This window comes from Streptomyces sp. NPDC035033 (assembly GCF_040636735.1).
In the GTDB taxonomy this organism is placed as follows: domain Bacteria; phylum Actinomycetota; class Actinomycetes; order Streptomycetales; family Streptomycetaceae; genus Streptomyces.
Genome location: NZ_JBEZUZ010000100.1, coordinates 1 through 26,959, shown reverse-complemented (window position 1 = coordinate 26,959; position 26,959 = coordinate 1). Strand labels below are relative to the sequence as shown.

27 protein-coding genes are annotated in these 26,959 nt (G+C 74.7%); 19 read left to right on the top strand and 8 right to left on the bottom strand.

All coding sequences use genetic code 11. From position 1 onward, the window contains the following. Nucleotides 1-76: 76 nt before the first annotated feature. From AB0E83_RS29970 to AB0E83_RS29955, 4 genes are read right to left on the bottom strand one after another with little or no spacing between them, the layout of a single operon-like run. Complete coding sequence (locus AB0E83_RS29970; RefSeq protein ID WP_362118695.1) at nt 77-1,141, bottom strand: nitronate monooxygenase; 1,065 nt, start codon at nt 1,139-1,141, stop codon at nt 77-79. Next, nucleotides 1,138-1,908 carry a CoA-transferase gene (locus AB0E83_RS29965; RefSeq protein WP_362118692.1) on the bottom strand — a complete coding sequence of 257 codons (771 nt, stop codon included), beginning with the start codon at nt 1,906-1,908 and terminating at the stop codon, nt 1,138-1,140. Before AB0E83_RS29965 ends, AB0E83_RS29970 begins: the two co-directional genes overlap by 4 nt. Continuing rightward, nucleotides 1,905-2,756, bottom strand: coding sequence for a CoA-transferase (locus AB0E83_RS29960; RefSeq protein WP_362118701.1), 852 nt, complete (start codon nt 2,754-2,756; stop codon nt 1,905-1,907). Before AB0E83_RS29960 ends, AB0E83_RS29965 begins: the two co-directional genes overlap by 4 nt. Before the next feature lie 14 nt (nt 2,757-2,770). Further along, a complete protein-coding gene (locus tag AB0E83_RS29955; protein WP_362118689.1) occupies nt 2,771-3,526 on the bottom strand; it encodes an enoyl-CoA hydratase family protein in 756 nt (251 codons plus the stop codon). 78 nt (nt 3,527-3,604) lie between these two features. Between AB0E83_RS29955 and AB0E83_RS29950 the strand changes: the two genes are divergently transcribed. From AB0E83_RS29950 to AB0E83_RS29915, 8 genes are all read left to right on the top strand, one after another. Beyond that, a complete protein-coding gene (locus AB0E83_RS29950) occupies nt 3,605-4,384 on the top strand; it encodes an SDR family oxidoreductase (protein ID WP_362118686.1) in 780 nt (259 codons plus the stop codon). 16 nt (nt 4,385-4,400) lie between these two features. After that, on the top strand, nt 4,401-5,312 hold the full coding sequence (locus tag AB0E83_RS29945; protein WP_362118683.1) for an SDR family oxidoreductase: 912 nt from the start codon (nt 4,401-4,403) through the stop codon (nt 5,310-5,312). A 158-nt stretch (nt 5,313-5,470) separates the two neighbouring features. Next, nucleotides 5,471-6,253: a 2-keto-4-pentenoate hydratase gene (locus AB0E83_RS29940; RefSeq protein ID WP_362118681.1), complete on the top strand. Its 783-nt coding sequence runs from the start codon at nt 5,471-5,473 to the stop codon at nt 6,251-6,253. 7 nt (nt 6,254-6,260) lie between these two features. Further along, a complete protein-coding gene (locus tag AB0E83_RS29935) occupies nt 6,261-7,172 on the top strand; it encodes an acetaldehyde dehydrogenase (acetylating) (protein ID WP_362118698.1) in 912 nt (303 codons plus the stop codon). A gap of 11 nt (nt 7,173-7,183) precedes the next feature. After that, a complete protein-coding gene (gene dmpG, locus AB0E83_RS29930; RefSeq protein ID WP_362118678.1) occupies nt 7,184-8,206 on the top strand; it encodes a 4-hydroxy-2-oxovalerate aldolase in 1,023 nt (340 codons plus the stop codon). Between the two features lie 57 nt (nt 8,207-8,263). Beyond that, the gene (locus AB0E83_RS29925; protein WP_362118675.1) at nt 8,264-9,433 is read left to right on the top strand and encodes a Rieske 2Fe-2S domain-containing protein; all 1,170 of its coding nucleotides are present in this window, start codon (nt 8,264-8,266) and stop codon (nt 9,431-9,433) included. 1 nt (nt 9,434) lies between these two features. After that, nucleotides 9,435-9,674, top strand: a complete 240-nt coding sequence (locus tag AB0E83_RS29920; protein ID WP_362118672.1) for a hypothetical protein — start codon at nt 9,435-9,437, stop codon at nt 9,672-9,674. After that, on the top strand, nt 9,655-10,725 hold the full coding sequence (locus tag AB0E83_RS29915) for a ferredoxin--NADP reductase (protein WP_362118669.1): 1,071 nt from the start codon (nt 9,655-9,657) through the stop codon (nt 10,723-10,725). Before AB0E83_RS29920 ends, AB0E83_RS29915 begins: the two co-directional genes overlap by 20 nt. 52 nt (nt 10,726-10,777) lie before the next feature. Here AB0E83_RS29915 and AB0E83_RS29910 read toward each other — a convergent pair whose 3' ends face one another. After that, complete coding sequence (locus AB0E83_RS29910) at nt 10,778-11,659, bottom strand: IclR family transcriptional regulator (RefSeq protein WP_362118666.1); 882 nt, start codon at nt 11,657-11,659, stop codon at nt 10,778-10,780. Between the two features lie 183 nt (nt 11,660-11,842). On the opposite strand from AB0E83_RS29910, the gene hsaA (AB0E83_RS29905) reads away from it, so the two are divergent. The 10 genes from hsaA (AB0E83_RS29905) (at nt 11,843) to AB0E83_RS29860 (ending at nt 21,691) form a co-directional block, all read left to right on the top strand. Further along, entirely contained in the window at nt 11,843-13,024 is a 1,182-nt protein-coding gene (hsaA, locus tag AB0E83_RS29905; RefSeq protein WP_362118663.1) for a 3-hydroxy-9,10-secoandrosta-1,3,5(10)-triene-9,17-dione monooxygenase oxygenase subunit, read from the top strand. Nucleotides 13,025-13,143: 119 nt separating this feature from the next. Further along, entirely contained in the window at nt 13,144-14,310 is a 1,167-nt protein-coding gene (gene hsaA, locus AB0E83_RS29900) for a 3-hydroxy-9,10-secoandrosta-1,3,5(10)-triene-9,17-dione monooxygenase oxygenase subunit (RefSeq protein ID WP_362118660.1), read from the top strand. A gap of 14 nt (nt 14,311-14,324) precedes the next feature. Continuing rightward, on the top strand, nt 14,325-15,194 hold the full coding sequence (gene hsaD, locus AB0E83_RS29895) for a 4,5:9,10-diseco-3-hydroxy-5,9,17-trioxoandrosta-1(10),2-diene-4-oate hydrolase (RefSeq protein ID WP_362118657.1): 870 nt from the start codon (nt 14,325-14,327) through the stop codon (nt 15,192-15,194). Nucleotides 15,195-15,250: 56 nt separating this feature from the next. Further along, nucleotides 15,251-16,144 (top strand): VOC family protein, encoded by an 894-nt coding sequence (locus AB0E83_RS29890; RefSeq protein ID WP_362118654.1) that lies wholly within the window; start codon nt 15,251-15,253, stop codon nt 16,142-16,144. Beyond that, nucleotides 16,132-16,614 carry a flavin reductase family protein gene (locus AB0E83_RS29885; protein WP_362118651.1) on the top strand — a complete coding sequence of 161 codons (483 nt, stop codon included), beginning with the start codon at nt 16,132-16,134 and terminating at the stop codon, nt 16,612-16,614. Before AB0E83_RS29890 ends, AB0E83_RS29885 begins: the two co-directional genes overlap by 13 nt. Next, nucleotides 16,614-17,483, top strand: coding sequence for a MaoC/PaaZ C-terminal domain-containing protein (locus tag AB0E83_RS29880; protein WP_362118648.1), 870 nt, complete (start codon nt 16,614-16,616; stop codon nt 17,481-17,483). The genes AB0E83_RS29885 and AB0E83_RS29880 overlap by 1 nt, the downstream gene beginning before the upstream one ends. A 35-nt stretch (nt 17,484-17,518) precedes the next feature. Further along, entirely contained in the window at nt 17,519-19,207 is a 1,689-nt protein-coding gene (locus tag AB0E83_RS29875; protein WP_362118645.1) for an FAD-dependent oxidoreductase, read from the top strand. Further along, nucleotides 19,204-20,022 carry a glucose 1-dehydrogenase gene (locus AB0E83_RS29870; protein ID WP_362118642.1) on the top strand — a complete coding sequence of 273 codons (819 nt, stop codon included), beginning with the start codon at nt 19,204-19,206 and terminating at the stop codon, nt 20,020-20,022. The genes AB0E83_RS29875 and AB0E83_RS29870 overlap by 4 nt, the downstream gene beginning before the upstream one ends. Next, complete coding sequence (locus tag AB0E83_RS29865) at nt 20,022-20,786, top strand: glucose 1-dehydrogenase (protein WP_362118639.1); 765 nt, start codon at nt 20,022-20,024, stop codon at nt 20,784-20,786. Before AB0E83_RS29870 ends, AB0E83_RS29865 begins: the two co-directional genes overlap by 1 nt. After that, a complete protein-coding gene (locus AB0E83_RS29860) occupies nt 20,783-21,691 on the top strand; it encodes an alpha/beta hydrolase (protein WP_362118637.1) in 909 nt (302 codons plus the stop codon). Before AB0E83_RS29865 ends, AB0E83_RS29860 begins: the two co-directional genes overlap by 4 nt. 93 nt (nt 21,692-21,784) lie before the next feature. Here the strand turns inward: AB0E83_RS29860 and AB0E83_RS29855 are convergent, their stop codons facing one another. The 3 genes from AB0E83_RS29855 to AB0E83_RS29845 all read right to left on the bottom strand — a co-directional run bounded on the left by AB0E83_RS29855 (nt 21,785) and on the right by AB0E83_RS29845 (nt 26,328). Continuing rightward, the gene (locus tag AB0E83_RS29855) at nt 21,785-23,401 is read right to left on the bottom strand and encodes an NAD(P)/FAD-dependent oxidoreductase (RefSeq protein WP_362118634.1); all 1,617 of its coding nucleotides are present in this window, start codon (nt 23,399-23,401) and stop codon (nt 21,785-21,787) included. 13 nt (nt 23,402-23,414) lie between these two features. Continuing rightward, nucleotides 23,415-24,959 carry a FadD3 family acyl-CoA ligase gene (locus tag AB0E83_RS29850; RefSeq protein WP_362118631.1) on the bottom strand — a complete coding sequence of 515 codons (1,545 nt, stop codon included), beginning with the start codon at nt 24,957-24,959 and terminating at the stop codon, nt 23,415-23,417. Nucleotides 24,960-25,116: 157 nt separating this feature from the next. Then, complete coding sequence (locus tag AB0E83_RS29845) at nt 25,117-26,328, bottom strand: pyridoxal phosphate-dependent aminotransferase (RefSeq protein ID WP_362118628.1); 1,212 nt, start codon at nt 26,326-26,328, stop codon at nt 25,117-25,119. 101 nt (nt 26,329-26,429) lie between these two features. Here AB0E83_RS29845 and AB0E83_RS29840 point away from each other — a divergent pair. After that, a partial coding sequence (locus AB0E83_RS29840) for a helix-turn-helix domain-containing protein (RefSeq protein WP_362118625.1) occupies nt 26,430-26,959 on the top strand: 530 nt, incomplete at its 3' end.

Here is a 26,959-nt window from a genome sequence, read left to right as displayed (position 1 = left end):
TGCGACCTCGACGGCTTCAAGTCGATCAACGACCGCTTCGGGCACCCCCGGCGGACGTCGTGCGCGCGGCGGGCGGTCAGTCCGGGCGGGGGAGCGCGCGGAGCGCCGCCGTCGCCTCGGCCATGATCCGGTCGACGAGTTCGGCGCACGACGGGAGGTCGTCGATCAGGCCGGCGACCTGGCCGGAGGCCATCACCCCCAGGTCGGTGCGGCCGTCGACCATCGACGCCTTGAGCAGCATGGGGGTGTTGGCGGCGAGCAGGACCTGGCTCCAGGTCAGCTCCTTGCCGTGCCGCATCGCGAGGCCGTCGCGGACCATCCGGGGCCAGCTCATGCCGGACTCCCGGCGGAAGGCCGCCGCGTGCCGGACGGCCCGCAGCAGCGACGCGGTCCGGCCGGAGCGTTCCAGCGCGTCGACCAGCTCGGTCCGGAGCATCCGGTGCGGCAGCCCGTCGACCTTCGTGGTGACCGTGACGTCGCCGACCCCCGCCGCCAGGTAGCGGGCCTTGACCGCGTCGGGGACGGTCGAGTCGGAGGTGAGCAGGAAGCGGGTGCCCATCGCGACCCCGGCCGCCCCGTAGGAGAGCGCGGCGACCAGGCCGCGCCCGTCGTGGAAGCCGCCGGCGGCGACCACCGGGATGTCCACGGCGTCCACCACCTGGGGGAGGAGGACGGTGGTGGCGACGCCGCCGGTGTGGCCGCCGCCCTCCCCGCCCTGGACCACGACCGCGTCCGCGCCCCACGCCGCGACCTTCTCCGCGTGCCGGCGGGCGCCGATCGACGGGATGACGACGACCCCGGCGTCCTTCAGGCGGGCGATGAGCTCGCGCGAGGGGGCGAGGGCGAAGGAGGCGACCTTCACGCCCTCGTCGATGATGATCCCCACCCGCTCGGCCGCGTCCCCGGCGTCGGCCCGCAGGTTGACCCCGAACGGCGCGTCCGTACGGGACTTGACCTCGCGGACGGCGGCGCGCAGCCGGTCGGCGCTCATGGTCGCCGACGCCAGGACGCCGAGCGCGCCCGCGTTCGCGGCGGCGGAGACCAGCCGGGGCCCGGCGACCCACCCCATGCCCGTCTGCACGATCGGGTGGCGCACCCCGGTGAGCGCGGTGAACGCGGTGGCGAGGGTGGCGTCGATCATGCCCGGACCTCGCGGTCGCGCAGGCCCCGGGGATCGATCTCCTCGCGGATCAGCCGCAGTTCCTCCGCCGTGGGGTCGCGGGTGTACGGCACCTCCTCGGGCACCTCCAGCGCGAAGCCGGTCGCCGCCCGTACCTCCTCGACGGTGACGCCCGGGTGGAGCGAGCGGAGCCGCATGACCCGGTCCGGGGTCTCGAAGTCGAAGACGCCGAGGTCCGTGACGACCTCCGCGATCCGGTGGTAGCGGGTGGCGGACGGGCCGGCCGCCGCCGCCCGGTCGTACCCGACGCCGCAGACCATGTCGACCCGCTCGACGAAGACCCGCGGCGAGTGCCGGGGGACCCAGTAACTCGTCGGGTTGTTGAGGGTGTTGACCGGCGCCCCGCGCACGCCGAGGAGCTGGCGGACGGGCCGCTCCCAGGCGCCGACGCAGGAGATGTTCTGGTTGCCGTGGCGGTCGATCTGGCTGGCGCCCATCATCACGTGCCGCCGCCCGGTGGCCACCAGGGCCAGGTGCTGCCGGTACGGCAGCCACCCCTCCACCACGCCGGGCGCGTCGCCGACCGCCGGGACGTCGCCGATGAGCAGCGCCTCGCCGTCGGTGAGCAGGAGGTCGGGGGAGAAGGTGCGCTTGGCGAGCCGGGCGCCGATCATCGGCACCGTCCCCATGGGACTGGCCAGCACCTCGCCCGCGTCCCGCCACGCCTCGGCGCACGCCACCACGCAGTACTCGGCCCGGGTGGCCGTGGCCGTGTCGGTGCCGCTCATGCCCGCTCCTCCTCGTGGAAGGCCGCCACGGCGGCCTGGTAGGCGTCCTCGTCGCCGGAGAGGAACCGCGCGGTGAACTCCCGCCACTTCTCCGGGTCGCGGGCGGCCTCGGCGTAGTGCCGCTGGAAGCGCTCGTCCCGGTCGTGGTCGGGGGCGCAGGAGGTGAAGTGGGCGCCGTTCGGCGTCTCGACGACCCCGTCGACGAACGCCCGCTTGAGCAGCAGCGTCTGCGGCCCCGCGTCCTTGAGCAGCTCGGAGGTCTCCACGATCCGCTCGCAGGAGACGTACGCCGTGTCGGCGGCCTCGCAGAAGAGGTCGTCGAAGTACGGGTCGGGGCCCAGGTACTGGCCGTTGCCGTGGACGTCGGCGCGGTTGAGGTGGACGAGGGCGGCGTCCAGGCGCAGGGCGGGGACGGCGACGAGCTCCTCGCGGTCCCCGTACGGGGAGGTCACCGTCCGCAGCGCGGGGTTGACGGTCATGACGTCCGAGGCGAGTCCGGCCCGGATGGGCATGAAGGGCAGCCGGTGCACGGCGGCCGTCAGCCCCCACATCAGCATCGCCTCGTCCAGCTCGACGAGTTCGAGGGTCCCGCGCTGCCGTGCCGCGACGAAGTGCGGCTCCAGCGGGACGGAGTCGAGGGTGGCGAAGGCGGCGACCAGCTTGCGGACCTTCCCCGCGGCGGCGAGCAGTCCGACGTCCGGGCCGCCGTACGAGACCACGGTCAGGTCCGTGAGGTCGGAGCGCAGCAGCGCCCGTACCAGCGCCATCGGCTTGCGCCGGGAGCCCCAGCCGCCGATGCCGAGGGTCATCCCGCTGCGGAGCCGGCCCACGACCTCCTCGGCGGTCATCGTCTTGTCCTTGCTCACGACTGCTCCTCCCGGTCCGTGCCGAAGGCGTCGCGGACCCGGTCCGCGACCCCGCTGAGGTTGGCCTCGAAGGTGAAGCCCTGTTCGAAGCGGTAGCTGCGCCGGACGTCCACCGGGTCGATGCCGTTGATGGCGGCCTTGGCGAGGCGGACCAGCTGCCCGTCCTTGGCGGCGATCTCCCGGGCCAGTCCGAGGGCCGCCCCGCGCAGCCGTTCGCGGGGGACGACCTCCCACACCGAGCCGTGCCGGCGCAGCTCCTCGGCGGTGACCGTGCGCGAGGTGTAGTAGAGGGTGCGCATGAGGTGCTGCGGGACGAGCCGGGCGAGGTGGGTGGCGGCGCCGAGGGCGCCCCGGTCCAGCTCGGGCAGGCCGAAGACGGCGTCGTCGGAGGCGACGATCGCGTCCGCGTTGCCGGCCAGGCCGATGCCGCCGCCCAGGCAGAAGCCGTGGACCTCGGCGACCACCGGGACCTCGCAGTCGTAGACCGCGGCGAACGCCTCGTAGCAGCCGCGGTTGGCGCCGAGGATCGCGTCCGGGCCGGCCGAGCGCTGGATCTCCTTGATGTCCACGCCGGCGTTGAAGCCGCGGCCCTCGGCGGCCAGGACCACGCAGCGGACCTTCGGATCGGCGCCCGCGGCGCGCACGGCGGCCGCCAGGTCGTACCAGCCCCGCACGGGGAGGGCGTTGACGGGCGGGAAGTCGACGGTGACGACGGCGACGCCCTCGTCGGGGGCGGAGGTGGAGACACCCATGAGCAGATCAGCTACCTTTCCACCAAACGTTTGTTAGGTGGAAGATAGCAGCGGCGAGCCCGCCGCGGGAGGTGTCCCTTGTCCGTGACCATCGATCTGTCCGGCTCCGTCGCCGTCGTCACCGGCGGCACCCGGGGCGTCGGCGCCGGCATCGCCCGAGCCCTCCTCGGCGCCGGCGCCGAGGTGGTGACCTGCGCCCGCCGGCCCCCCGACCGGCCCGTCGAGGCGGCCGGCCGCACCGCCCGCTTCCTCCCCGCCGACCTGCGCGACCCCGACGCCGTCACCGCCCTCTTCCGGCGGATCCGTGAGGACCACGGGCGGATCGACGCACTGGTCAACAACGCCGGCGGCACCCCCCACCGGCTGCTCGGCGACGGCGCCCCCGCCTCCCACGCCCGGGTCGTCGCCCTCAACCTCACCGCCCCGCTCACCGCCTCCCTCGCCGCCTACGAGGTGATGCGCCACCAGCCGCACGGCGGCTCCATCACCATGATCGGCAGCGTCAGCGGCACCCGCCCCTCGCCCGGCAGCGCCGCCTACGGCGCCGCCAAGGCCGGCCTGGAGAACCTGGCCCGCTCCATGGCGGTCGAGTGGGCCCCCCTCGTCCGCGTCAACACCCTGGTCCTCGGCATGGTCCGCACCGAACTCGCCCACCTGCACTACGGCGACGAGGACGGGGTCGCCGCCGTCGCCCGGACCGTCCCCCTCGGCCGGCTCGCCGACCCCGCCGACATCGGGGACGCCTGCGTCTTCCTGGCCTCCGACCGCGCCGCGTACATCACCGGCGCCGCCCTCCACGTGCACGGCGGCGGGGAACGCCCCGCCTTCCTCGACGCCGCCACCGTCAACCACCCCTGAAAGGCAGGACCCTCCCATGACCGGACTCTGCGCAGGACGCGTCGTCGTCGTCACCGGAGCGGGCCGCGGCCTCGGCCGCGCCCACGCGCTCGCCTTCGCCGCCGAGGGCGCCCGGGTCGTCGTCAACGACCTCGGCGTCGGCCTCGACGGCAGCCCCGGACCGGACGGCCCGGCCGCCCGCGTCGCCGAGGAGATCAGGGCCGCCGGCGGCGAGGCCGTCGCCCACGGCGGCGACATCGCCACCGACGCCGGCGCCGCCTCCCTCGTCGCCACCGCCCTGGACGCCTTCGGCCGCCTCGACACCCTCGTCAACAACGCCGGCTTCCTCCGCGACCGGATGCTCGTCAACCTCGGCGAGGACGACTGGGACGCCGTCATGCGCGTCCACCTCAAGGGCCACTTCCTGCCGCTCAAGCACGCCGCCGCCCACTGGCGCGCCGAGGCCAAGGCGGGCCGCGCGCCCCGCGCCCGGGTGATCAACACCAGCTCCGGAGCCGGCCTCCTCGGCAGCGTCGGCCAGGGCAACTACGCCGCCGCCAAGGCCGGCATCGTCGGCCTCACCCTCGTCGCCTCCGCCGAACTCGCCCCGTACGGCGTCCAGGTCAACGCCATCGCGCCGGCCGCCCGCACCCGGATGACCGAGCGGACCTTCGCCGACGCCATGGCCGCCCCCGACGGCCCCGGCTTCGACGCCATGGCCCCGGAGAACGTCTCCCCGCTCGTCGTCTGGCTCGGCTCCGGCGCCGGACAGGGGGTCACCGGCCGCGTCTTCGAGGCCGAGGCCGGCCGCATCACCGTCATGGAGGGCTGGCGCCCCGGACCCACCGCCGACAAGGGGGCCCGCTGGACCCCGGCGGAGGCCGGCGACGCGGTCCTGAAGCTCCTCGCCGACGCCGAACCCCCGCGGCCGGTGTACGGCGCGCGCTGACCCGGCCCGCCGGGGGGCACGGGCCCCGTCCCGCACCCCCCGGCGCCTTTCCCGCTCACCGGGAAACCGTCCTCCCGCCCCCCGCCCGCCCCGGCCTAGCCTCCCCGGACAGTCACCGTCACCCGACGGTCACCGTCGCCCGCAGGAGGGAACCGGCCATGCTCACGGACCGCCAGAGACACGAGGCGGCCGAGCTCTTGCGCTCCGCCGAAGACGCCGTCACCCCGATCGCCCCGCTGAGCGAGACGTACCCCGGCATCGACACGGTGGACGCCTACGAGATCCAGCTCGTCAACATCCGCCGCCGCCTCGCGGCCGGCGCCGAGGTCCGCGGCCACAAGGTCGGCCTCTCGTCCCCCGTCATGCAGCGCATGATGGGCGTCGGCGAACCGGACTACGGCCATCTGCTCGACACCATGGAACTGACCCCCGGCACCCCCGTCGAGGCGGCCCGCTACTGCTTCCCGCGCGTCGAGGTCGAGATCGGCTTCGTCCTCGGCGACGACCTGCCCGGCGAGGGCTGCACCCCCGCCGACGTCCTCGCCGCCACCGAACGGGTCGTCCCCGCCCTCGAACTGATCGACAGCCGCGTCCGCGACTGGCGCATCACCATCGCCGACACCATCGCCGACAACGCCTCCTCCGCCGGCTACGCCATCGGCGAGGGCCGCGACCCGCGCGGCCTCGACCTCACGGCGGTCGAGGCCCGCCTCACCGCCGGCGGCGCACTCCTCGCGGAGGGCCGCGGCGACGCCGTCCTCGGCGACCCGGCGGCCGCCGTCGCCTGGCTCGCCCGCACCGTGGCCCGCTTCGGCGTCCCCCTGCGCAAGGGACACGTGGTGCTCCCCGGCTCCTGCACCCGGGCCGTCGACGCCGTGCCCGGCACCACCTTCACCGCCGACCTCACCGGGCTGGGCCCGGTCTCCCTCCCCTTCATCTGAGGTGATGATGACCACCAGGACCAAGGCGAGCGCCGCCATCGTCGGATCCGGCAACATCGGGACCGACCTGCTGTACAAGCTGCTCCGCTCCGACCACGTCGAACCCCGCTGGATGATCGGCGTCGACCCCGGCAGCGAGGGCCTCGCCCGCGCCCGCCGCCTCGGCCTGGAGACCTCCCACCGGGGCGTCGACCACCTCCTCACCGGGAGCGAACTCCCCGACCTCGTCTTCGAGGCCACCAGCGCCCGCGTCCACCGCGCCAACGCCCCGCGCTACGCCGAACTCGGCATCAGGGCCGTCGACCTGACCCCCGCCGCCGTCGGACCCGCCGTCGTCCCGCCCGCCAACCTCCGGGCCCACCTCGACCGGCCCAACGTCAACCTGATCACCTGCGGCGGCCAGGCCACCATCCCGATGGTGTACGCCGTCTCCCGCGTCGTCCCCGTCGCCTACGCCGAGATCGTCGCCTCCGTGGCCTCCGTCTCCGCCGGCCCCGGCACCCGCGCCAACATCGACGAGTTCACCCGCACCACCTCCCGCGGCATCGAGACCATCGGCGGCGCCGCCCGCGGCAAGGCGATCATCATCCTCAACCCCGCCGACCCGCCCGTCATCATGCGCGACACCGTCTTCTGCGCCGTTCCCGAGGACGCCGACCGGGACGCCATCACCCTCTCCGTCAAGGAGGTCGCCGAGCAGGTCGCCTCGTACGTCCCCGGCTACCGGCTGCGCGGCGAGCCGCAGTTCGACGACCCCTGCCCCGAGAACGGCGGCATGGCGCGCGTCGCGATCTTCCTGGAGGTCGAGGGCGCGGGCGACTACCTGCCGCCCTACGCCGGAAACCTCGACATCATGACCGCCGCCGCCACCCGGGTCGGCGAGGAGTTCGCCCAGGCGCTCCTCGCCCCCGGCGCGTAAGGAGCACCCGCATGCCCTACTCGGACACCCTCGACATCCGGATCACCGACTCCTCGCTGCGCGACGGCTCGCACGCCAAGCGCCACCGGTTCACGACCGAGGACGTGCGCTCCGTCGTCGCCGCCCTCGACGACGCCGGCGTCCCCGTCATCGAGGTCACCCACGGCGACGGACTCGGCGGCTCCTCCTTCACCTACGGCTTCTCGAAGACCCCCGAACAGGAGCTGATCAAAGCGGCGGTGGAGACCGCGCGGCGGGCCGCCATCGCCTTCCTCATGCTCCCCGGCCTCGGCGTCAAGGACGACATCCGCGCCGCCCACGACAACGGCGCCGGCGTCTGCCGCGTCGCCACCCACTGCACCGAGGCCGACATCGCCGTCCAGCACTTCGGCCTCGCCCGCGAACGCGGCCTGGAGACCGTCGGCTTCCTGATGATGGCCCACTCCACGAGCCCCGAGAACCTCGCCCGGCAGGCCCGGATCATGGCCGACGCCGGCTGCCAGTGCGTGTACGTCGTCGACTCGGCCGGCGCCATGGTCATGGACGACGTCACCGACCGCGTCGCGGCCCTGGTGGCCGAACTCGGCGACGACGCCCAGGTCGGCTTCCACGGCCACGAGAACCTGACCCTCGGCACCGGCAACTCCATCGCCGCCGTCAGGGCCGGAGCCCTCCAGATCGACGGCTCCACCCGCCGGCTCGGCGCCGGCGCCGGCAACACCGCCGTCGAGGCCCTCGTCGCCGTCTGCGCCAAGATGGGCATCCGCACCGGCGTCGACGTACTGAAGATCATCGACGCCGCCGAGGACGTGGTCCGCCCCGTCATGGACGACGAGTGCCGCCTCGACCGGCTCGCCCTCCTCATGGGCCACGCCGGCGTCTACTCCAGCTTCCTCAAGCACGCCTACCGGCAGGCCGAGCGGTACGGCGTCTCCGGCGCGGAGATCCTGCTGCGCGCGGGCGAACGCCGCCTCGTCGGCGGCCAGGAGGACCAGCTCATCGACATCGCGCGCGAACTCGCCGCCGAACGATAACCCCTGACCACCCGTCACTTCACTTCCCCCGCACCGCCCATCCCAAGGAGGGACGAGATGACCGCCACCGACCACGAGGTCCGGGTCATCGAGGCCGGCCGCCCGCCCGCGCGCTTCGCCCGGGGCTGGCACTGCCTCGGCCTCGCCGACGGCTTCAAGGACGGCCGGCCGCACGAGATCGAGGCGTTCGGCACCAAGCTCGTCGTCTTCCGGGGCGAGGACGACGGCGCGCTCCACGTCCTCAACGCCTACTGCCCCCACATGGGCGGCAACCTCGCCCAGGGCACCGTCAAGGGCGACGCCGTCGCCTGCCCCTTCCACGACTGGCGCTGGAAGGGCGACGGACGCTGCGCCGGCATCCCGTACGCCCGCCGCGTCCCGCCCCGCGCCCGCACCCGCGCCTGGACCACCCTCGAACGCAACCGGCAGCTCTTCGTCTGGAACGACCCCGAGGGCAACCCGCCGCCGCCCGGCGTCACCATCCCCGAACTCCCCGGCGTCCACGGCCCCGAGGCCTCCGAATGGAGCGACTGGAACTGGAAGACCCTCCGCGTCGAGGGCTCCCACTGCCGCGAGATCGTCGACAACGTCGTGGACATGGCGCACTTCTACTACGTCCACTACGCCTTCCCCGAGTACTTCAAGAACGTCTTCGACGGCCACGTCGCCACCCAGTACATGGAGAGCAGCCCCCGCGGCGACATGGAACTCGGCACCCTCAGCGCCGGCAGGCTCCGCTCCGACGCCTCCTACCACGGCCCCTCCTACATGATCGACCACCTCTACAGCGACGTCGGCGGCGGCACCGAGATGGAGATCGTCCTCATCAACTGCCACTACCCGATCGACGCCGACAGCTTCCTCCTCCAGTACGGCGCCATCGTCCGCCGGCTCCCCGGCATGACCGACGAACAGGCCGCCGAGGCCGCCCGCCTCACCGCCGAGGGCGCCACCGTCGGCTTCGAGCAGGACGTCGAGATCTGGAAGAACAAGACCCGCATCGACAACCCGCTGCTGACCGAGGAGGACGGCCCGGTCTACCAGCTCCGCCGCTGGTACGAGCAGTTCTACGTCGACGCCGCCGACGTCAAGGACGAGATGACCCGCCGCTTCGAGTTCGAGATCGACACCCGTCGCGCCAACGAGGCCTGGCGCGCCGAGGTGGACGAGAACCTCGCCCGCCGCGCGGCCGGGACCGCCGGCACCGGCCCGACCGGAGCGTCCTGACGTGCGGCCGGTGGAGTGCGCGGCCTGCGGCACCCAGGTCCTCTGCGAGAAGTTCAGCCCGGCCCACACCTCCGTGCAGTGGACCGCCGACGCGGCCGTCGCCTGCGCGGAGTTCCGCGGCCGGACCGGCGAGGGCGGCACCACCGCCCGGATCCGGACCTGCCGGGCGCTGCGCGGCAGCATCGACCGCGCGGTGACCGACGGCACCCTGGGGGTCGGCGATGTCCGCACCGACGCCTGACCCCGGGACACCGCCGGAGGCCGGCCCCCGGCCGCGCACCCACCGGCTCCGCGTCGCCGAGGTCGTCACGGAGACGGCCGACGCCCGCTCCCTGGTGCTCCGGGAGCCGCCGGGGAGCGCCGGCCGCCTCCCGTACCTCCCCGGGCAGTTCCTCACCCTGCGGCTGCCCGGCCCGGACGGCGGGTCGCTCGCCCGCTGCTACTCCCTCGCCAGCTCGCCGCACACCGGGGAACCCCTCAAGGTCACCGTCAAACGGGTGCCCGGCGGATACGGCTCCCACTGGATCTGCGACCGCCTGACGGCCGGCGACGAGGTGGAGGTGCTGGCCCCGGCCGGCACCTTCACCCCCCGCTCCCTCGACGCCGACCTGCTCCTCGTCGCCGGGGGCAGCGGCATCACCCCGGTCCTGTCGATCGCCAAGTCCGTCCTCGCGGCCGGCCGGGGCCGGGTGACCCTCTGGTACGCCAACCGCGACGAGGACTCCGTCATCTTCCGGGACGAACTGCGGGAACTGGCCGAGGACCACCCGGACCGGCTGGTGGTGCTCCACTGGCTGGAATCCCTCCAGGGCCTGCCCGCCCCCGACCTGATCGCCGCCGCCCTCACCCCGTACGCCGGCCGGGACGCCTTCCTCTGCGGGCCCGGCCCCCTCATGGACGCCGCCGAGCGGGCGCTCCGCGGCCTGGGCGTCCCCGGCGACCGGGTGCACCGGGAACGGTTCTTCTCGCTGAGCGGGGACGTCTTCGACCCGCCGGCCACCCCGGCCCCGGCCGGGGCGGGCGGCACCGTCGTCGTGGAGCTCGACGGGGAGACCCGCACGGTCGGCTGGCCGACCGCCGCCCCGCTGCTCGACGCGCTCCTCGCGGCCGGCGTGGACGCCCCGTACTCCTGCCGGGAGGGCGCCTGCAGCGCCTGCACCTGCCGGATCACCGAGGGCGAGGTGACGATGGTCCGCAACGAGGTCCTCGACGACCGGGACGTCCGCGACGGCTACGTCCTCGCCTGCCAGGCCCTCCCGCTCACCGAACGGGTCGGGATCAGCTACGACTGACGGGAGGGGGCACCCGCGCCGCGGGTGCCCCCTCCCGTCCTCCGTCCCGGCGTCACATCCAGTCGCTGAACCGCAGCCAGGCCATCATGTTGTCCATCGACGGCCGCGGCACGCCCGGCAGGTCCTCCGGGCCCTTCGGCCGCACCTGCCGCTCCGGCTGCCGCCCCGGCCCGAACATCGACCGCCACACCGACCGGGCGCAGCCGCGCACCACGGGCGCGATCCGGTCCAGCTCCCGGTGGACGCCGTGGCCGCACACCGAGATCGCCGCGACCGCCCGGCCCGCCCCGCGCAGCGGCGCGGCGACGCAGAACACGTTCCGGTACCCCTCCTCGTGGTCGAAGGCGACGCCCCGCTCCCGGACCAGCGCCAGTTCGGCGCGGAAGGACTCGGGACGGGTGATCGTGCGCGGCGTGCGGGGCCGCAGCCCGCCGCGGATCACCTGCTCCACCACGGCCGGCTCGGCGAAGGCCAGGATCGCCTTGCCCGACGCCGTGCAGTACGCGGGCTGCCGGCCGCCCGCCCGGGACGGCACCCCGGAGTCGTCCGAGCCGCCGATCCGCTCCAGGTAGACCACCTCCGCACCGTCCAGGACGGTGAAGTGCACCAGGTGGCCCGTCGACTCGTGCAGCGCGTGCAGATGGGGGAGGGCCGCCCGGCGCAGCCGGTTGTGGTGCGAGGCCGTCGCGCCCAGCTCCAGCATTCCCATGCCCAGCCGGTAGTCGCGCCCCTCCCGCTCCAGCCAGCGCAGCTGCACCAGCTGGTCGAGGATGCGGTGGGCGGAGGAGCGGCGGATCCCCGACAGTTGCACCACCTCGGTCAGGGTCAGCCGCGGCCCCGCGCTCTGGAAGGCGCTCAGCACCTTCGCCGCCTTCTCCAGCAGGGACAGGGGCGCGGCCCCGGCCATGACGGGCTCGGTGGTGCTCGTCGTCATTGACACACCTCCCACACGGACGGCACGACGGGGCGCGGCCCCGCCGTGTGTCCACTCTCTCCGGATTGCGTGGAGATTGCCAGAGCGTGACGGCCCCGGGGAAGGGGGTGTTCCGTCTCGGAACGGTAAAGCGTAGGTTCGCTCCCGGCACACCGGTACGGGCACGGCACGAGAGGCACACGCATGCGCGACGAGGACGTCCTCGCGGCGGTCCGCGCCCTCGCCCCCGTCCTGCGCGGGCGCGCCGCCGAGGCCGAGGAGCTGCGGCGGGTCCCCGACGCCTCCGTCGCCGAGCTGACCCGCACCGGCTTCTTCCGGCTGCTCCGGCCCCGCCGGCACGGCGGCCTCGCCGCCGACCCCGCGGTCTTCTACGCCGCCGTGCACGAACTCGCCCGCGCCTGCGGCTCCACCGCCTGGGCCGCCGCCGCCCTCGGCGTCCACCCCTGGTACGTCGCCCAGCTCGACGCCCGCGCCCAGGACGAGGTGTGGGACGCGGCGGACCCCGGGACCGACTCCGCCCTGATCTGCTCCTCGCACGCCCCCACCGGCACCGTCACCCCCGCCGCCGGCGGCTTCCGGCTCTCTGGCCGCTGGCACTTCTCGGCCGGCTGCGACCACGCCGCCTGGGCCCTGCTCGGCGGAGTCGTCGCCGACGCCGACGGCACCCCGGTGGACATGCGCACCTTCCTGGTCCCCCGGTCCGACTACCGCGTCGACGACGTGTGGGACACCGTCGGCCTGCGCGGCACCGGCAGCAACGACGTCGTCGTCGACGACGCCTTCGTCCCCGCGCACCGGACCCTCGGCTACGGCCCCGTCACCTCCCTGCGCTGCCCCGGTCACGACGTCAACCCCGAACCCGTCTTCCGGCTGCCCTACGCCGCCGTCTTCACCACCGCCGTCTCCACCGTCATGGTCGGCATCGCCGAGGGCGCCCACGACCACCACGTCGCACGGGCCCGCGCCGCCGCGGGCCGGCCGCACGGGCGGCGGCTCGCCGAGGACCCCTTCGCCCAGGTCCGCCTCGCCCGCGCCGCCGCCGAGATCGACGCCGCCCGCCTCCAGCTCGCCCGCAACACCGCGGAGCTGTACGCCGCCGCCCGGGCCGGCCGGGAGCCGTCGCCCGCGCTGCGCGTCCGCGCCCGCCGCGACCAGGCGCTCGCCGCCGAACGCGCCGTCACCGCCGTCGACCTGCTCCGCGGGAACACCGCCGGCGGCCCCCTGCGCGGCGGCGACGACGTCCTCGGCCGCGCCTGGCGCGACCTGCACACCGGCCGCGGCCAGGCCGCCAACGACGTCGAGCGCGCCCTCGTCCTGTACGGACGGTCGGCCCTCGGCCTCGACGTCGACGACCCCATGGTCTGAGCCCCGACGGCCCCGGGCGCCCCGCTTCCCGCTCAGTGGGAGCGGCGCATTTCACCGGGCGACGGCCCGTCGTACGGTCCTGGCACTTCCCGCGCCACGACCCGAAAAGGGGATGCCCCATGGCCGACGACGTCCTGGCAGCCGTTCGTGACCTCGCCCCCGGACTGCGCGAGCGCGCCGCCGAAGCCGAGGAGCTGCGGCGCGTGCCCGACGCCTCCGTCAAGGAGCTGGAGGACACCGGCTTCTTCCAGCTGCTCCAGCCCAGGGCCTTCGGCGGCCGCGCCGCCGACCCACTGGTCCACTACACGGCGGTCAAGGAGATCGCCAAGGCGTGCGGCTCCACCGGCTGGGTCGCCTCCGTCCTCGGCGTCCACCCCTGGCACGTCGCCCTCTACGACCCCCGCGCCCAGCAGGAGGTGTGGGGCGAGGACCCGAAGGCCCGGATCGCCTCCTCGTACGCCCCCACCGGCCGGGCGACGCCCGTGGACGGCGGCTTCCGGCTCTCCGGCCGCTGGCACTTCTCCTCCGGCTGCGACCACGCCGCCTGGGCCCTGCTCGGCTGCCTCGTCCCGGACGCCGACGGCAACCCGGTCGACATGCGCACCTTCCTGATCCCCCGTACCGACTACCGCGTCGACGACGTGTGGGACACCGTCGGCCTGCGCGGCACCGGCAGCAACGACGTCGTCGTCGACGACGTCTTCGTCCCCGAGCACCGCGCCCTCGGCTTCGGCCCGGTCACCGCCCTGCGGGTCCCCGGCCACGAGGTCAACCCCGAGCCCCTGTACCGGCTCCCGTACGCCGGCGTCTTCACCACCACCATCGCCACCCCGATCGTCGGCATCGCGGAGGGCGCCTACGAGGCGTACGCCGAGGCGACCCGGGAACGCTTCCGCGTCAGCTACGGCCAGAAGGTCGCCGACGACCCCTTCGCCCAGGTCCGCATCGCCCGCGCCGCGAGCGACATCGACGCCGCCTGGCTCCAGCTCACCCGGAACATGGGGGAGCTGTACGCCCACGCCGAGCGCGGCGAGGAACTCCCCATGGAACTGCGCATCCGCACCCGCCGCGACCAGGTCCTCGCCACCGAACGCGCGGTCGCCGCCGTCGACCTGCTGATGGAGAACGCCGGCGGCAACGCCATGCGCACCGGCTCCGGCGTCGTCCAGCGCGCCTGGCGCGACGCCCACACCGGCCGCGGCCACGCCGCCAACGACCCCGAGCGGGCCCTCGTCATGTACGGGCAGTGCGCGCTCGGCATCCCCGTCCACGACACCATGGCCTGAGAGGGACACCCCGCATGACCGCCCTCACCTACGCGTCGACCTCCCGCACGGCCGAGGCGGCCGGGCTCACCCTCCACTACCACGAGGCGGGACCCGACGGCGCGCCCGACGCCCCCGTCGTGATCATGCTGCACGGCGGCGGCCCCGGCGCCTCCGGCTGGAGCAACTTCGGCGGCAACCTCCCCGCCTTCGCCGGCCGCTTCCGCACCCTCCTCGTCGACCAGCTCTGCTACGGACGCTCCGACAAGCCGGTGCTCGACCGGGACTACTTCACCTCCAGCGCGCACGCCGTCGCCGCCCTCATGGACGAACTCGGCGTCGACAGGGCCCACTTCGTCGGCAACTCGCTCGGCGGCGGCACCGCCGTCCGGTTCGCCCTCGACCACCCCGACCGGGCCGGCAAGCTCCTCCTCATGGGCCCCGGCGGCGTCTCCGTCAACCTCTTCGCCCCCGACCCCACCGAGGGCATCAAGCGGCTCTTCGCCTTCAACGCCGCCGCCGAGCCCACCCGGGAGCAGATGCGGGCCTTCCTCGAAGTGATGGCGTACGACCCGGCGATCGTCACCGACGCCCTCGTCGAGGAGCGCTTCGCCTCCGCCACCGACCCCGAGACCCGCCTCGGCAACGCCCGGATGGCCGCCTCCTTCGCCGACCCCGCACGGGCCGAGGCCACCCTGCTCTGGCGCGAGGCCCACCGCCTCACCCAGCCGGTGCTGCTCACCTGGGGCCGCGAGGACCGGGTCAACCCCCTCGACGGCGCCCTCGTCGCCCTCAAGACCATCCCGGACGCGCGGCTGCACGTCTTCCCGCACTGCGGCCACTGGGCCCAGACCGAGCAGGCCGACGAGTTCAACCGCCTCGCCCTCGACTTCTTCTCCCACTGAGACCCGACCCCCGGACCCCGGACCCCGACCCCTCCTCGCACTGAAGGGTGCACCCCATGGACATCCGCGCTCTCGGCTACCTGCGCCTGGAGACCACCCGCCCCGACGAGTGGCGCCGCTACACTCTCGACCTCCTCGGCATGACGGAGGCCGCCGGCAGCACCGACGACGCCCTCCTGCTGCGCCTGGACGACCGCGCGTACCGCATCGAGATCCGCACCGGGGAGAGCGACCGGCTCCTCGCCGCCGGCTGGGAGCTCGCCGGCGCCCGCGCCCTCGCCGAGGCCGCCGCCGCACTGGAGGCCGCCGGCGTCGCCGTGAAGACCGCCGACGCCGCCGAGTGCGCCGAGCGCCGCGTCCAGGGCCTGATCCACCTCGCCGACCCCTGCGGCAACCCGCTGGAGCTCTACTGGGGCCAGGCCCAGGACCACACCCCGCTCGCCACCCCGTACGGCAACCGCTTCGTCACCGGCGACCTCGGCCTCGGCCACGTCGTCCTGCCCGTTCCGGACGCCGAGGCCGCCCTCGACTTCTACGAGAACCTGCTCGGCTTCCAGCTCCGCGACTCCATGAAGCTGCCGCCGCAGGCCGTCCCGACCGCCACCGAGCAGCGCGACTTCCACCTGATGCACTTCCTCAGCCCCAACCGCCGCCACCACAGCCTGGGCCTCTACCCCGGCGCGCTGCCCCCCGGCATCGTCCACTTCATGGTGGAGCTGGAGACCCTGGACGACGTCGGCCTCGGCCTCGACCGCATGCACGCCGCCGGGATCCCGATCGCCTCCACCCTCGGCCGGCACACCAACGACCGCATGGTCTCCTTCTACGCCCAGGCGCCCGGCGGCTTCCAGGTCGAGTACGGCTGGGACGGCCTCGTCGTCGACCCCGCCACCTGGGTCGCCAAGGAGATCACCGCCGACAGCGTCTGGGGCCACCGGTGGAACGGCTGATCGACCCCGCCGCCTTCCGGGACGTGCTGGGCCGCTTCGCCAGCGGCATCACCGTCGTCGCGGCCCTCACCGACGGCAGGCCCACCGGATTCGCCTGCCAGTCCTTCGCCTCCCTCTCCCTCGACCCGCCGCTCGTCATGCTCGCCGTGGGCCGGGCCTCCACCAGCTGGCCGGGGATCGAACGGGCCGGACGCTTCTGCGTCAACATCCTCGCCGAGGACCAGCGGGCCACCTGCGCCGCCCTCGGCCGCAGCGGCCCCGACAAGTTCGCGTCCGTGCCCTGGCACGAGAGCGAGCACGGCACCGTCCGCGTCGACGGCGCCCTCGCCCACGTCGAGTGCGCGGTGGACTCCGTCCACGAGGCGGGCGACCACCACCTGGTCATCGCCCGGGTCGTCGCGCTCGACGCCGGCGAGGACGGCCGGCCGCTGCTCTACTACCGCAGCCGCTACGCCGTCGGGGCCTTCTGATGCCGATCGACGCCGCGCGGGCGGTCGCCGCCCCGCCCGTCCGCACCCCCGTCGTCTGGGACGACCGCGCCGTGCGCCTCTACCACCTGGCGCTCGGCGCGGGCGCCCGCGAGACCGACCCGCGCGAACTGCGGTACGTCCACGAGGGACACGAGCGGGGCCTGACCGTCCTGCCCACCTTCGGGGTGGTCGCGGGCGGCACCGGCGGGGTCGGCTTCCAGGTCTTCGACCACCCCGGGATCGACATCGACCTGGCCGCCGTCCTCCACGGCGGCCAGGAGATCACCGTCCACCGGCCGCTGCCCGCCGCCGCCCGCGCCACCGCCGTCACCCGCGTGACCGCCGTGCACGACAAGGGGCGGGCCGCCGTCGTCGTCCAGGAGTCCGTCCTCCTCGGCGAGGACGGAGCCCCCCTCCTCACCCAGCGCAACGAGATCTTCGTCCGCGGCGAGGGCGGCTTCGGCGGCGACCGCGGCCCCGCCCGCCGCCCGCCCGCCCCGGACCGGGAACCCGACCTGGTCCTGGAGCTCCCCACCCTCCGCCAGCAGGCCCTGCTCTACCGGCTCACCGGCGACTGGAACCCGCTGCACGCCGACCCGGCGACCGCCCGGCGGGCCGGCTACGACCGGCCCGTCCTGCACGGCCTGTGCACCTTCGGCATGGCCGTCAAGGCCGTCACCGACCGGCTGTACGACGGCGACGCCGGCGCGGTCACCGGCTGCCGCACCCGCTTCGCCGGGGTCTTCTTCCCCGGCGAGACCCTGCGGCTGCGCCTCTGGTCCACCCGCGACGGCCACCTGCTGACCGCCACCGCGGCGGACCGCGACGACGCGCCGGTCCTCACCGACGCCCTCGTCACCGGCCGCTGACCCCTCTTCCACGGACCCCTCCCAAGGAGAACGCGTTGGACACCACGTGGGACCACACCTACGACGTGGTGGTGGTCGGCTCCGGCTCCGCCGGCCTCGCCGCCGCCCTCACCGCCCGGCTGCGCGGCCTGACCGCCCTCGTCGTCGAGAAGACCGACCTCTACGGCGGCTCCACCGCCCTGTCCGGCGGCGCCATCTGGGTGCCGAACAACTTCCACCTCGACGGGGCCGGGCTCGGCGACACCCCCGAGAAGGCCCGCGCCTACCTCGACGCCACCGTCGGCGACCGCGTCTCCGGCGACCGCAAGGAGGCGTACCTCGTCCACGGGCCGCGCATGGTCCGGGAGTTCCACGACCGGACCGCCGTCCGCTTCATGTACACCCCCGGCTACTCCGACTACTACCCGGAGCGCCTCGGCGGCTACCCGCAGGGCCGCTCCGTCGAGCCGCGGGTCTTCGACCTGGGCAGGCTCGGCCCCGAGCAGCGCGCCACCATGCGCCGCGCCGGCCTGCCCACGTACGGCCTCACCATCACCTCCAAGGACTTCCGGCAGCTCAACATGGTCGGCCGCACCTGGGCCGGCCGCCGGACCGCCGTCCGGGTCGGCGCCCGGGCCGCCCTCGACCTGCTCGCCCGCCGGCAGCCGCTCTCCCTCGGCGAGGCCCTGATCGCCCGCATGCGGTACTCCCTCGACCGGCTCGGCGGCGAACTCTGGCTCTCCGCCCCCATGACGGGTCTGGTCGAGGAGGACGGCCGGGTCGCCGGCGTCCGGGTCACCCGCGACGGGCGCGAGCTCGCCGTCCGCGCCACCGGCGGCGTCGTCCTCGCCTCCGGCGGCTTCTCCCACGACCAGCGGCTCCGCGAGAAGTACCTCCCCGGCCCCACCTCCACCGAGTGGAGCGCCGCCGCCGAGGGCCAGACCGGCGACGCCCTCGAACCGGCCCTCGCCCTCGGCGCCGCCCTCGACCTGATGGACCGGGTGTGGGGCGCGCCGACCGTCGTGCCCCCCGGCGAGAAGCCGTTCTTCCTCGTCGCGGACCGGGGCATCCCGAACATGGTGATCGTCGACGCGGAGGGGAACCGGTACGCCAACGAGGCCGCGCCGTACCACGAGTTCGTCGACGCCATGTACGCCCACGAGGCGCGCGGCGGCGCCGGAGCCGTGCCGTCCTGGCTGATCCTCGACGCCACCGCCAGGTCCCGGTACGTCTTCACGGGCCTCTTCCCGGGGCAGGCGTTCCCCAGGCCCTGGCGCGAGAGCGGCTTCGTCAAGCAGGCCGCCACCGTCGAGGAGCTGGCCCGGCTGATCGGCGTCGACCCCGGCCGGCTGCGCGCTACCGTCGACCGGTTCAACGGCTTCGCCCGGGCCGGCCGGGACGAGGACTTCCACCGCGGCGACAGCGTCTACGACCGCTACTACGGCGACCCCACCCTCCCCAACCCCAACCTGGCGCCGCTGGAGAAGGGCCCCTTCCACGCGATCCCCGTCCACCCCGGCGACATCGGCACCAAGGGCGGCCTCCTCACCGACGCCACCGCCCGCGTCCTGCGCGAGGACGGCACCGTCATCCCCGGCCTGTACGCCTCCGGCAACGTCTCCTCCGCCGTGATGGGCGAGACCTACCCGGGCCCCGGCGCCACCATCGGCCCCGCGATGACCTTCGGCCGGCTCGCCGTCGACCACATCGCGCAAGCGGGCACGGGTACGGGAGCGGGCGCGTGAGCGCGGGAGGCGCGGCGGCGGCCGCGTACCCGCCGGACGCCCTGCGCGGCAGGACCGTCATCGTCACCGGCGCGGCCCGGGGGCTCGGCGCGGCCGCCGCCCGCGCCGCCGTCGGGGCCGGCGCCCGGGTGATGCTCACCGACGTCCTGGAGGAGGAAGGGCGGGCGACCGCGCGGGAGTGGGGCGACGCCGCCCGCTTCCTCCGCCACGACGTCACCTCCGAGGACGACTGGGAGCGCGTCGTGGCGGCGACGGCGGAAGCCTTCGGCGGGGTGGACGGACTCGTCAACAACGCCGGGGTGTCCGGCGGTTCGCACCGCATCGAGGAGCAGCCCGCCGCCGCCTTCCGGCGGGTCCTCGACATCGACCTCACCGGCGTCTTCCTCGGCATGCGGGCGGTGATCCCCGCCCTGCGGGCGGCCGGCGGCGGCTCGGTCGTCAACGTCTCGTCCGCCGCCGGACTCATGGGCCTGCCCCTGACCGGCGCGTACGGCGCGGCCAAGTGGGGGGTGCGCGGCCTCACCAAGGTCGCCGCCGTCGAACTCGCCGCCGAGGGCATCCGCGTCAACTCCGTCCACCCGGGCGTGATCCACACCCCGATGACCGCCCACCTCGGCATCGGCGCCGGCCCGGGCGGCTTCCCGGGCGCGCCCGCGGGAAGGGCCGGCGAGCCGCCGGAGATCGCCCGCGCCGTCGTCTTCCTGCTCTCCGCCGCCGCCTCGTACGTCACCGGCGCCGAGCTCGCCGTCGACGGCGGCTGGACCGCCGGCCCGGTGTTCTCTCCCCCCGTCCCGTCCGACCGGAAGGACAGCTGATGCCCGTGGACCTGACCGGAAAGGTCGCGCTGGTCACCGGCGCGGCCCGGGGTATCGGCGCGGCCCAGGCGCGGCTGTTCGCCGCGCTCGGGGCCCGCGTCGTGCTCACCGACGTCCTGGCGGAGGCCGGCGAAGGGACGGCCGCCTCGATCGGCCCCGCCGCCCGCTTCGTCCGTCACGACGTGACCGACGAGACCGGCTGGCGGACGGCCGTCGCCGCCGCCGTGGACGGCTTCGGCCGCCTCGACGTCCTCGTCAACAACGCGGCCGTCTACACCACGTCGACGATCGAGGAGGAGGACCCGGCCCGGCTCGACGTCCTCCTGCGGGTCAACCTCGCCGGCCCGTTCCTCGGCATCCGCGCCGCCGTCCCGGCGATGCGGGCCTCCGGCGGCGGGTCGATCGTCAACATGTCCTCGCAGGCCGGCCTCCAGGGCATCTGGGGCCACGGCGCCTACGGCGCCGCCAAGTGGGGGCTGCGCGGCCTGACCAGGACCGCCGCGATCGAACTCGGCCCCGACGGCATCCGGGTCAACTCGGTCCACCCCGGGGCCATCGCCACCGCCATGACCGCCCACCTGGGCACCGAGGAGCACCCCGCCGCCCCGCTCGGCCGGGTGGGGAAGCCCGAGGAGGTGGCCCGCCTCGTCGCCTTCCTCGCCTCCGACGACTCCTCCTACCTCACCGGCGCCGAACTCGCCGTCGACGGCGGCGCGTCGGCGGGCCGGATGCCCGCCCTCACGGGGAAGGACCCGGACGCGTGACCCACCCCGCCCCCGAGGTCCGGGCCGTCATCGACCTGGCCTCCGCCCAGTTCCCGCCGATCGGCACGGAGATGACCGACATCGCCGAGGTCCGGGCCTTCTTCGCCGCCCGCCCCCGGCCCCCCGCCCCGCGGGTCCCCGTCGCCGCCGTCACCGACGAGGACGCCGACGGCGTCCCCGTGCGCGTCTACCGGCCCGCCCCGGACGGGGACGCCCCGGTCGTCGTGTTCTGCCACGGCGGCGGCTTCGTCCTGTGCGACCTCGACTCGCACGACGGCTTCTGCCGCTCCCTGGCCGCCGCCACCGGCGCCACCGTCGTCTCCGTCGACTACCGGCGCGCCCCCGAGCACCCCTTCCCCGCCGCCCCCGAGGACTCCTACACGGCCCTGGCGTGGGCGGCGGCGGCCCACCCGGGCCGCCCCCTGGCGGTCGCCGGGGACAGCGCGGGCGCCCACCTCGCCACCGTCCTCGCCCTGCTCGCCCGCGACCGGGGCGGCCCCCGCGTCGCCTTCCAGGCGCTCTACTACCCGATGCTCGACCCCACCCGCTCCCGCCCCTCGCACCGCGAGAACGCCCAGGGGTACTTCCTCACCGCCGACCACCTGCGCTGGTACTGGGACGCGTACCTGCCGGACCCCGCCGACCGCACCCACCCCTACGCCGCGCCGCTCGACCGCGCCGACCTGTCCGGGCTGCCGCCCGCCCACGTCGTCACCGCCGGCCTCGACCCGCTCCGCGACGACGGGACGGCGTACGCCGCCGCCCTCGCCGCGGCCGGGGTCGCCGTGCGGACCCACCACTACCCGGGGATGTTCCACGGCTTCCTCTCCATGGCCGAGGCCCTCCCCGAGGCGGCCGGGGCCCGCGCCACCGCCTTCGCCGTCCTGCGCGACGCGCTCGTCTGACCCCGTACGGAAGGACCCGTACGGAAGGACCCGTACGAAGGGCCCCGCCCCGCCGGCCGGCGGAACGGGGCCCTTCCGGTCTCCCGGGCGGGCTCAGCCGATCAGGTCGAAGCCGTCGTACCCGGCCTCCGCCACCTTCGCGATGATCTCCCCGTACACCCCGAACCCGCCGATGAACGGCATGAACACCCGTGGCTTCCCCGGGATGTTGGCGCCCAGGTACCAGGAGTCCGCCTCCATGAACAAGGTGGCCGCCGCCCGGTCCCGGCACTCGGCGACCCAGCCCTCGACGGCCTCCTCCCGCGCCTCGATCGCCCGGTGGCCGCGCGCCCGGAGGTGGTCCAGGCAGTCGGCCAGCCAGTCGACGTGCTGCTCCGCGCAGAGCACCACGTTGGCCATGACCGACGGGCTGCCCGCCCCGGTGAGGTGGAACAGGTTGGGGAAGCCGTCGGTCCCGAGCCCCAGGTACGTGCGCGGCCCGGCCGCCCACGCGTCCTTCAGGAGCCGGCCGCCGCGCCCCCGGACCTCGATCCGGTCCACGGCGCCGGTCATCGCGTCGAAGCCGGTCGCGAAGACGAGCGCGTCCAACTCCACCAGCGTGCCGTCGGCCAGCACGACGCCCCGGGCCTCGATCCGCTCGATCGGGTTCTCCCGGAGCCCGACCAGGCGCACGTCGGACCGGTTGAACGTCTCGTAGTAGTGCGAGTCGGTGACGATCCGCTTGGTGCCGATCGGGTGGTCGGCCGGCACGAGCAGGTCCGCCACGGCCGGGTCGTCCACCAGCGCCCGGACCTTCTCCTCCCAGAACGCCCGGGCCGCCTCGTTCGCCGCCCGGTCGGTGAGCTGGTCAGGGAAGGTCTTGGAGTACAGCACCCCGCCCAGCTCCCACCGCTCTTCGAAGGCCGCCCGCCGCTCCGCCTCGGACACCTCGAAGGTCCGCGCCGGGTGCGCCGCGTGCGGCGACCCGCCGCCGCTGAGCCGGGAGAGCCGCCGCCGCTCGGCGTACCCGGCCTTCTGCCGGGCCCGCTCCGCGTCGTCCAGCGGCCGGTTGCCCGCCGGGACGCTGTAGTTGGCGCTGCGCTGGAAGACCGTCAGGTGCGCGGCCCGTTCCGCGATCAGCGGGACGGCCTGGATGCCGGACGACCCGGTGCCGATCACGCCGACGCGCAGCCCGGTGAGGTCGACGTCCTCGTGCGGCCACGCGCCGGTGTGGTGGACGGCGCCGGCGAACTCCGCCAGGCCCGGTATCTCCGGCCGGTGGGTGGCCGAGAGGCAGCCGAGGGCGAAGACGCAGTACCGGGCCGTCACCGTCTCGCCCCGGTCGGTGCGCACCGTCCAGACCAGCGCCTCCTCGTCGAGCTCGGCGGAGACGACCGAGGTGGCGAAGGAGTAGGAGCGGCGCAGGTCGAAGCGGTCCGCGACGTGGCGCAGGTAGCGCAGGATCTCGGGCTGGGCGGCGTACTTCTCGCTCCAGTCCCACTCCTGTTGCAGCTCCTCGTCGAAGGAGTACGAGTAGTCCACGGACTCCACGTCGCAGCGGGCCCCCGGGTAGCGGTTCCAGAACCACACGCCGCCCACGTCGTCGCCCCGCTCGAAGCCGCGCACCCGCAGGCCGAGGCCGCGCAGCCGGTGCACGGCGTACAGGCCGGTGACGCCCGCCCCGACGACCACGACGTCGACGTCCGTGCCGTTGGTGATGCCGTCGTTCACGTATCCGCTCTCCTCATCTGGTGGTGGTCGCGGCCAGCCGGCGCAGGGCGCCCTTGTCGACCTTGCCCGCCGCGTTGTGCGGCAGGGCCGGGACGGCGTGGAAGGCGCGCGGGGCCTTGAAGTTGGCGAGCCGCTCCCGGGTGTACGAGGTCAGCTCCGCCGGGTCGAGCCGGGCGCCGGCCGCCGGGACGCAGTAGGCGACGCCCACCTCGCCGAGCCGGCCGTCCGGCGCGCCGACGACCGCCGCGTCCACCACGTCCGGGTGGCCGCGCAGGACCTGCTCGACCTCGGCCGGGTACACGTTGAACCCGCCCACGACGTACATGTCCTTGAGCCGGTCGGTGATCCGCAGGAAACCGCGCTCGTCCAGCACGCCCACGTCCCCGGTGCGCAGCCAGCCGTCCGCGTCCACGGCCTCGGCCGTGGCCGCCGGGTCGTCGAGGTAGCCGCCCATCACGTGGAAGCCGCGGGTCAGGATCTCGCCGGGCTCGCCCGGCGGCGCGTCCACCCGCAGTTCCGTGCCCTCCAGCGCGGGGCCGGAGCTGCGGGCCAGGGTCTCGGGCGACTCGTGCGGCGGGCAGATCGTGACCACCCCGGTGGCCTCCGTCAGGCCGTACGCGGTGCTGACGGACCGGGCGCCGAGCCGGGTGCGGATCTGCTCGATGAGCGCCGTCGGGATGTTCGCCGCGCCCGTCACCGCCATCCGCATCGCCCCCAGGTCGTACGCCTCGCGGTCCGGGTGGTGGAGCAGCGAGGTGAAGACGGTGGGCGCCCCGGTGAGGACGGAGATCCGCTCCTCCTCCATGCGGCGCAGCACGGTCGCCGCGTCGAAGACCGGCTCGGGCACGATCGCCGCGCCGCGCAGCAGGCAGGCGAGAACACCCGCCTTGTAGCCAAAGGTGTGGAAGAACGGGTTGACCAGGAGGTGGCGGTCGCCGCGCCGCAGCGTGACGGTCCGCGCCCAGGCGTCGTACACCCGCAGGTTCTGCCCGTGGGTGGCGGGGACCCCCTTGGGCCGCCCGGTGGTCCCGGAGGTGAAGAGGACGTCGGCGGGGTCGCCGGGGCGGACGGCCGCGGAGCGGGCGAGCCGCTCGGCCTCCGTCACCTCCCCGGCGCCCGCGAGGAAGTCCGTCCAGTCCTCCGTGTGCAGGGCCACCGTCCCTTCCAGGAGCGGCAGTTCCTCGCCGGAGCCGGCGAGCAGCGCCCGGTAGTCCGTCCCCAGGAAGTCGTGCTCCGTGAAGAGCAGCCGGGCGCGGGAGCGGCGCAGGATGTCGGCCGTCTCGGCGGCCCGGTAGCGGGTGTTGACCGGGACGAGCACCGCGCCGGCCGTGACCGCGCCGAGCGCGGCCACCACCCAGCGGGCGCTGTTCGGCGCCCAGACGGCGACCGCGTCCCCGGGGCGCACGCCCCGGGCGATCACCGCGCGCGCCGCCCGGTCCACCCGGTCGCGCAGCTCCCGGAAGCTCCAGCGGTCCCCGCCGAAGACGAGGGCCTCCTCGTCCCCGTACGTCTGCGCCGCCCGGTCCGCGAGCCGGGCCAGCGTCCATACGCCCTTCATGATCGGTCACGACCTCCTTGCGGGCCCGCCCCTCGGCCGGGTCGCGGGCGTGGAAGCTCAGCGGACCGGAGCCTCGCAGGGAGGGGCCGCCCGGCGCATGACCCGTTTCCCGCTCACCGGGAAGGAGCGCCGGACGTCGTGACGGACGCGGGGCCCGCTACTGGCGGTAGGTGGAGAGGAAGCGGCCGATGCGGTTGATCGCGGTCTCCAGGTCGTCGGCGCGCGGCAGCGTGACGAAGCGGAAGTGGTCCGGGCGCGGCCAGTTGAAGCCGGTGCCCTGGACGAGGTGGATCTTCTCGCGCAGCAGCAGGTCGAGGACGAGCCGCTCGTCGTCGACGATCTTGTGCACGGCGGGGTCGAGCTTGGCGAAGGCGTACAGCGCGCCCTTGGGCTTGACGCAGCTCACGCCCGGGATCTCGTTCAGCGCCCGCCAGGCGACGTCGCGCTGCTCGGTGAGCCGGCCGGTGGGGAGGGTGAGGTCGTGGATCGACTGCCGGCCGCCGAGCGCGGCCTGGACGGCGTACTGGGCGGGCACGTTCGGGCACAGCCGCATCCCGGCCAGCATGGTCAGGCCCTCCAGGTAGTCCTCGGCCTGCTCCTTGGGCCCGGAGACGACCAGCCAGCCGCTGCGGAAACCGGCCACGCGGTAGGACTTGGAGAGGCCGTTGAAGGTGAGCGTCACCACGTCGTCGGAGAGCGCGGCCAGGCAGTGGTGCTCGGTGCCGTCGTAGAGGATCTTGTCGTAGATCTCGTCGGCCAGCACCATCAGGCCGTGGCGGCGGGCGAGTTCGAGGATCCCCTCCAGGAGCTCCTTCGAATAGACCGCGCCCGTCGGGTTGTTGGGGTTGATGACGACGATGGCCTTGGTGCGGTCGGTGATCTTCGACGCGATGTCGTCGAGGTCGGGGAACCAGTCCGCCTCCTCGTCGCACAGGTAGTGCACCGCCCGGCCGCCGGCGAACCGGACCACGGCCGTCCACAGCGGGTAGTCGGGCATCGGCACCAGGACCTCGTCGCCGTCGTCCACCAGCGCCTGCACGGCCATCTGGATCAGCTCGGAGGCGCCGTTGCCCAGGTAGACGTCGTCGACCGTGACGCCCGTGACGCCGCGCTGCTGGTAGTACTGCACCACCGCGCGCCGGGCGGGCAGGATGCCCCGGGCGTCGCTGTAGCCGTGCGCGCGGGGCAGGTTGCGGATGATGTCCTGGAGGATCTCCTCGGGCACCTCGAAGCCGAAGGGCGCCGGGTTGCCGGTGTTCAGCCGCAGCACGCTGTGCCCGGCCTCCTCCAGGGCGTTGGCCTGGTCGACCACCGGGCCACGGATCTCGTAGCACACGTCCTTCAACTTGCTGGACTGTCGAAAACTCATCTGCGGCCTCCCGACCGTCACCGTCATCCGTGCCGCTGTGGCTGCTTCGTTCTACCAAGTACCTACTTGGAAAGTCCAACCTTTTGGCTATGCTGGCCCCCATGCCACGCCGAAGCTACGACCAGTACTGCGCCGTCGCCCGTGCCCTGGACGCGGTGGGGGAGCGCTGGAGCCTGCTGATCGTCCGGGAGCTCCTGCACGGCCCGCGGCGGTACACCGACCTCCACGCCGACCTCCCGGGCGTCTCCACCGACATCCTCGCCGGCCGCCTCAAGCAGCTGGAGGGCGAGGAACTGGTCGAGCGCCGCCGCCTGGAGCGCCCCGCCAACGCGACGGTGTACCAGCTCACCCCGCGCGGCGCGGAACTGCGCCCGGTCGTCGAGGCCCTGGCCGCCTGGGGCCTGGACGCGCTCGGCGAACCGCGGCCCACGGACGCCGTCCGCACCCACTGGTTCACCGGCACCGCCCCGGCGGAAGGCGCCGACGCCGCCGGCGGGGCGCCCCCGGGGGGGGGGTCCGGCCCGCCCCGGGGGGCCGGGGGGGGGGGGGCCACGGGTTGGGGGTCGCCCGCACCCACCCCCCCCCCCCCCACGCGCCCCGCCAACAACACCCCCCCCCCCACCACCACCAC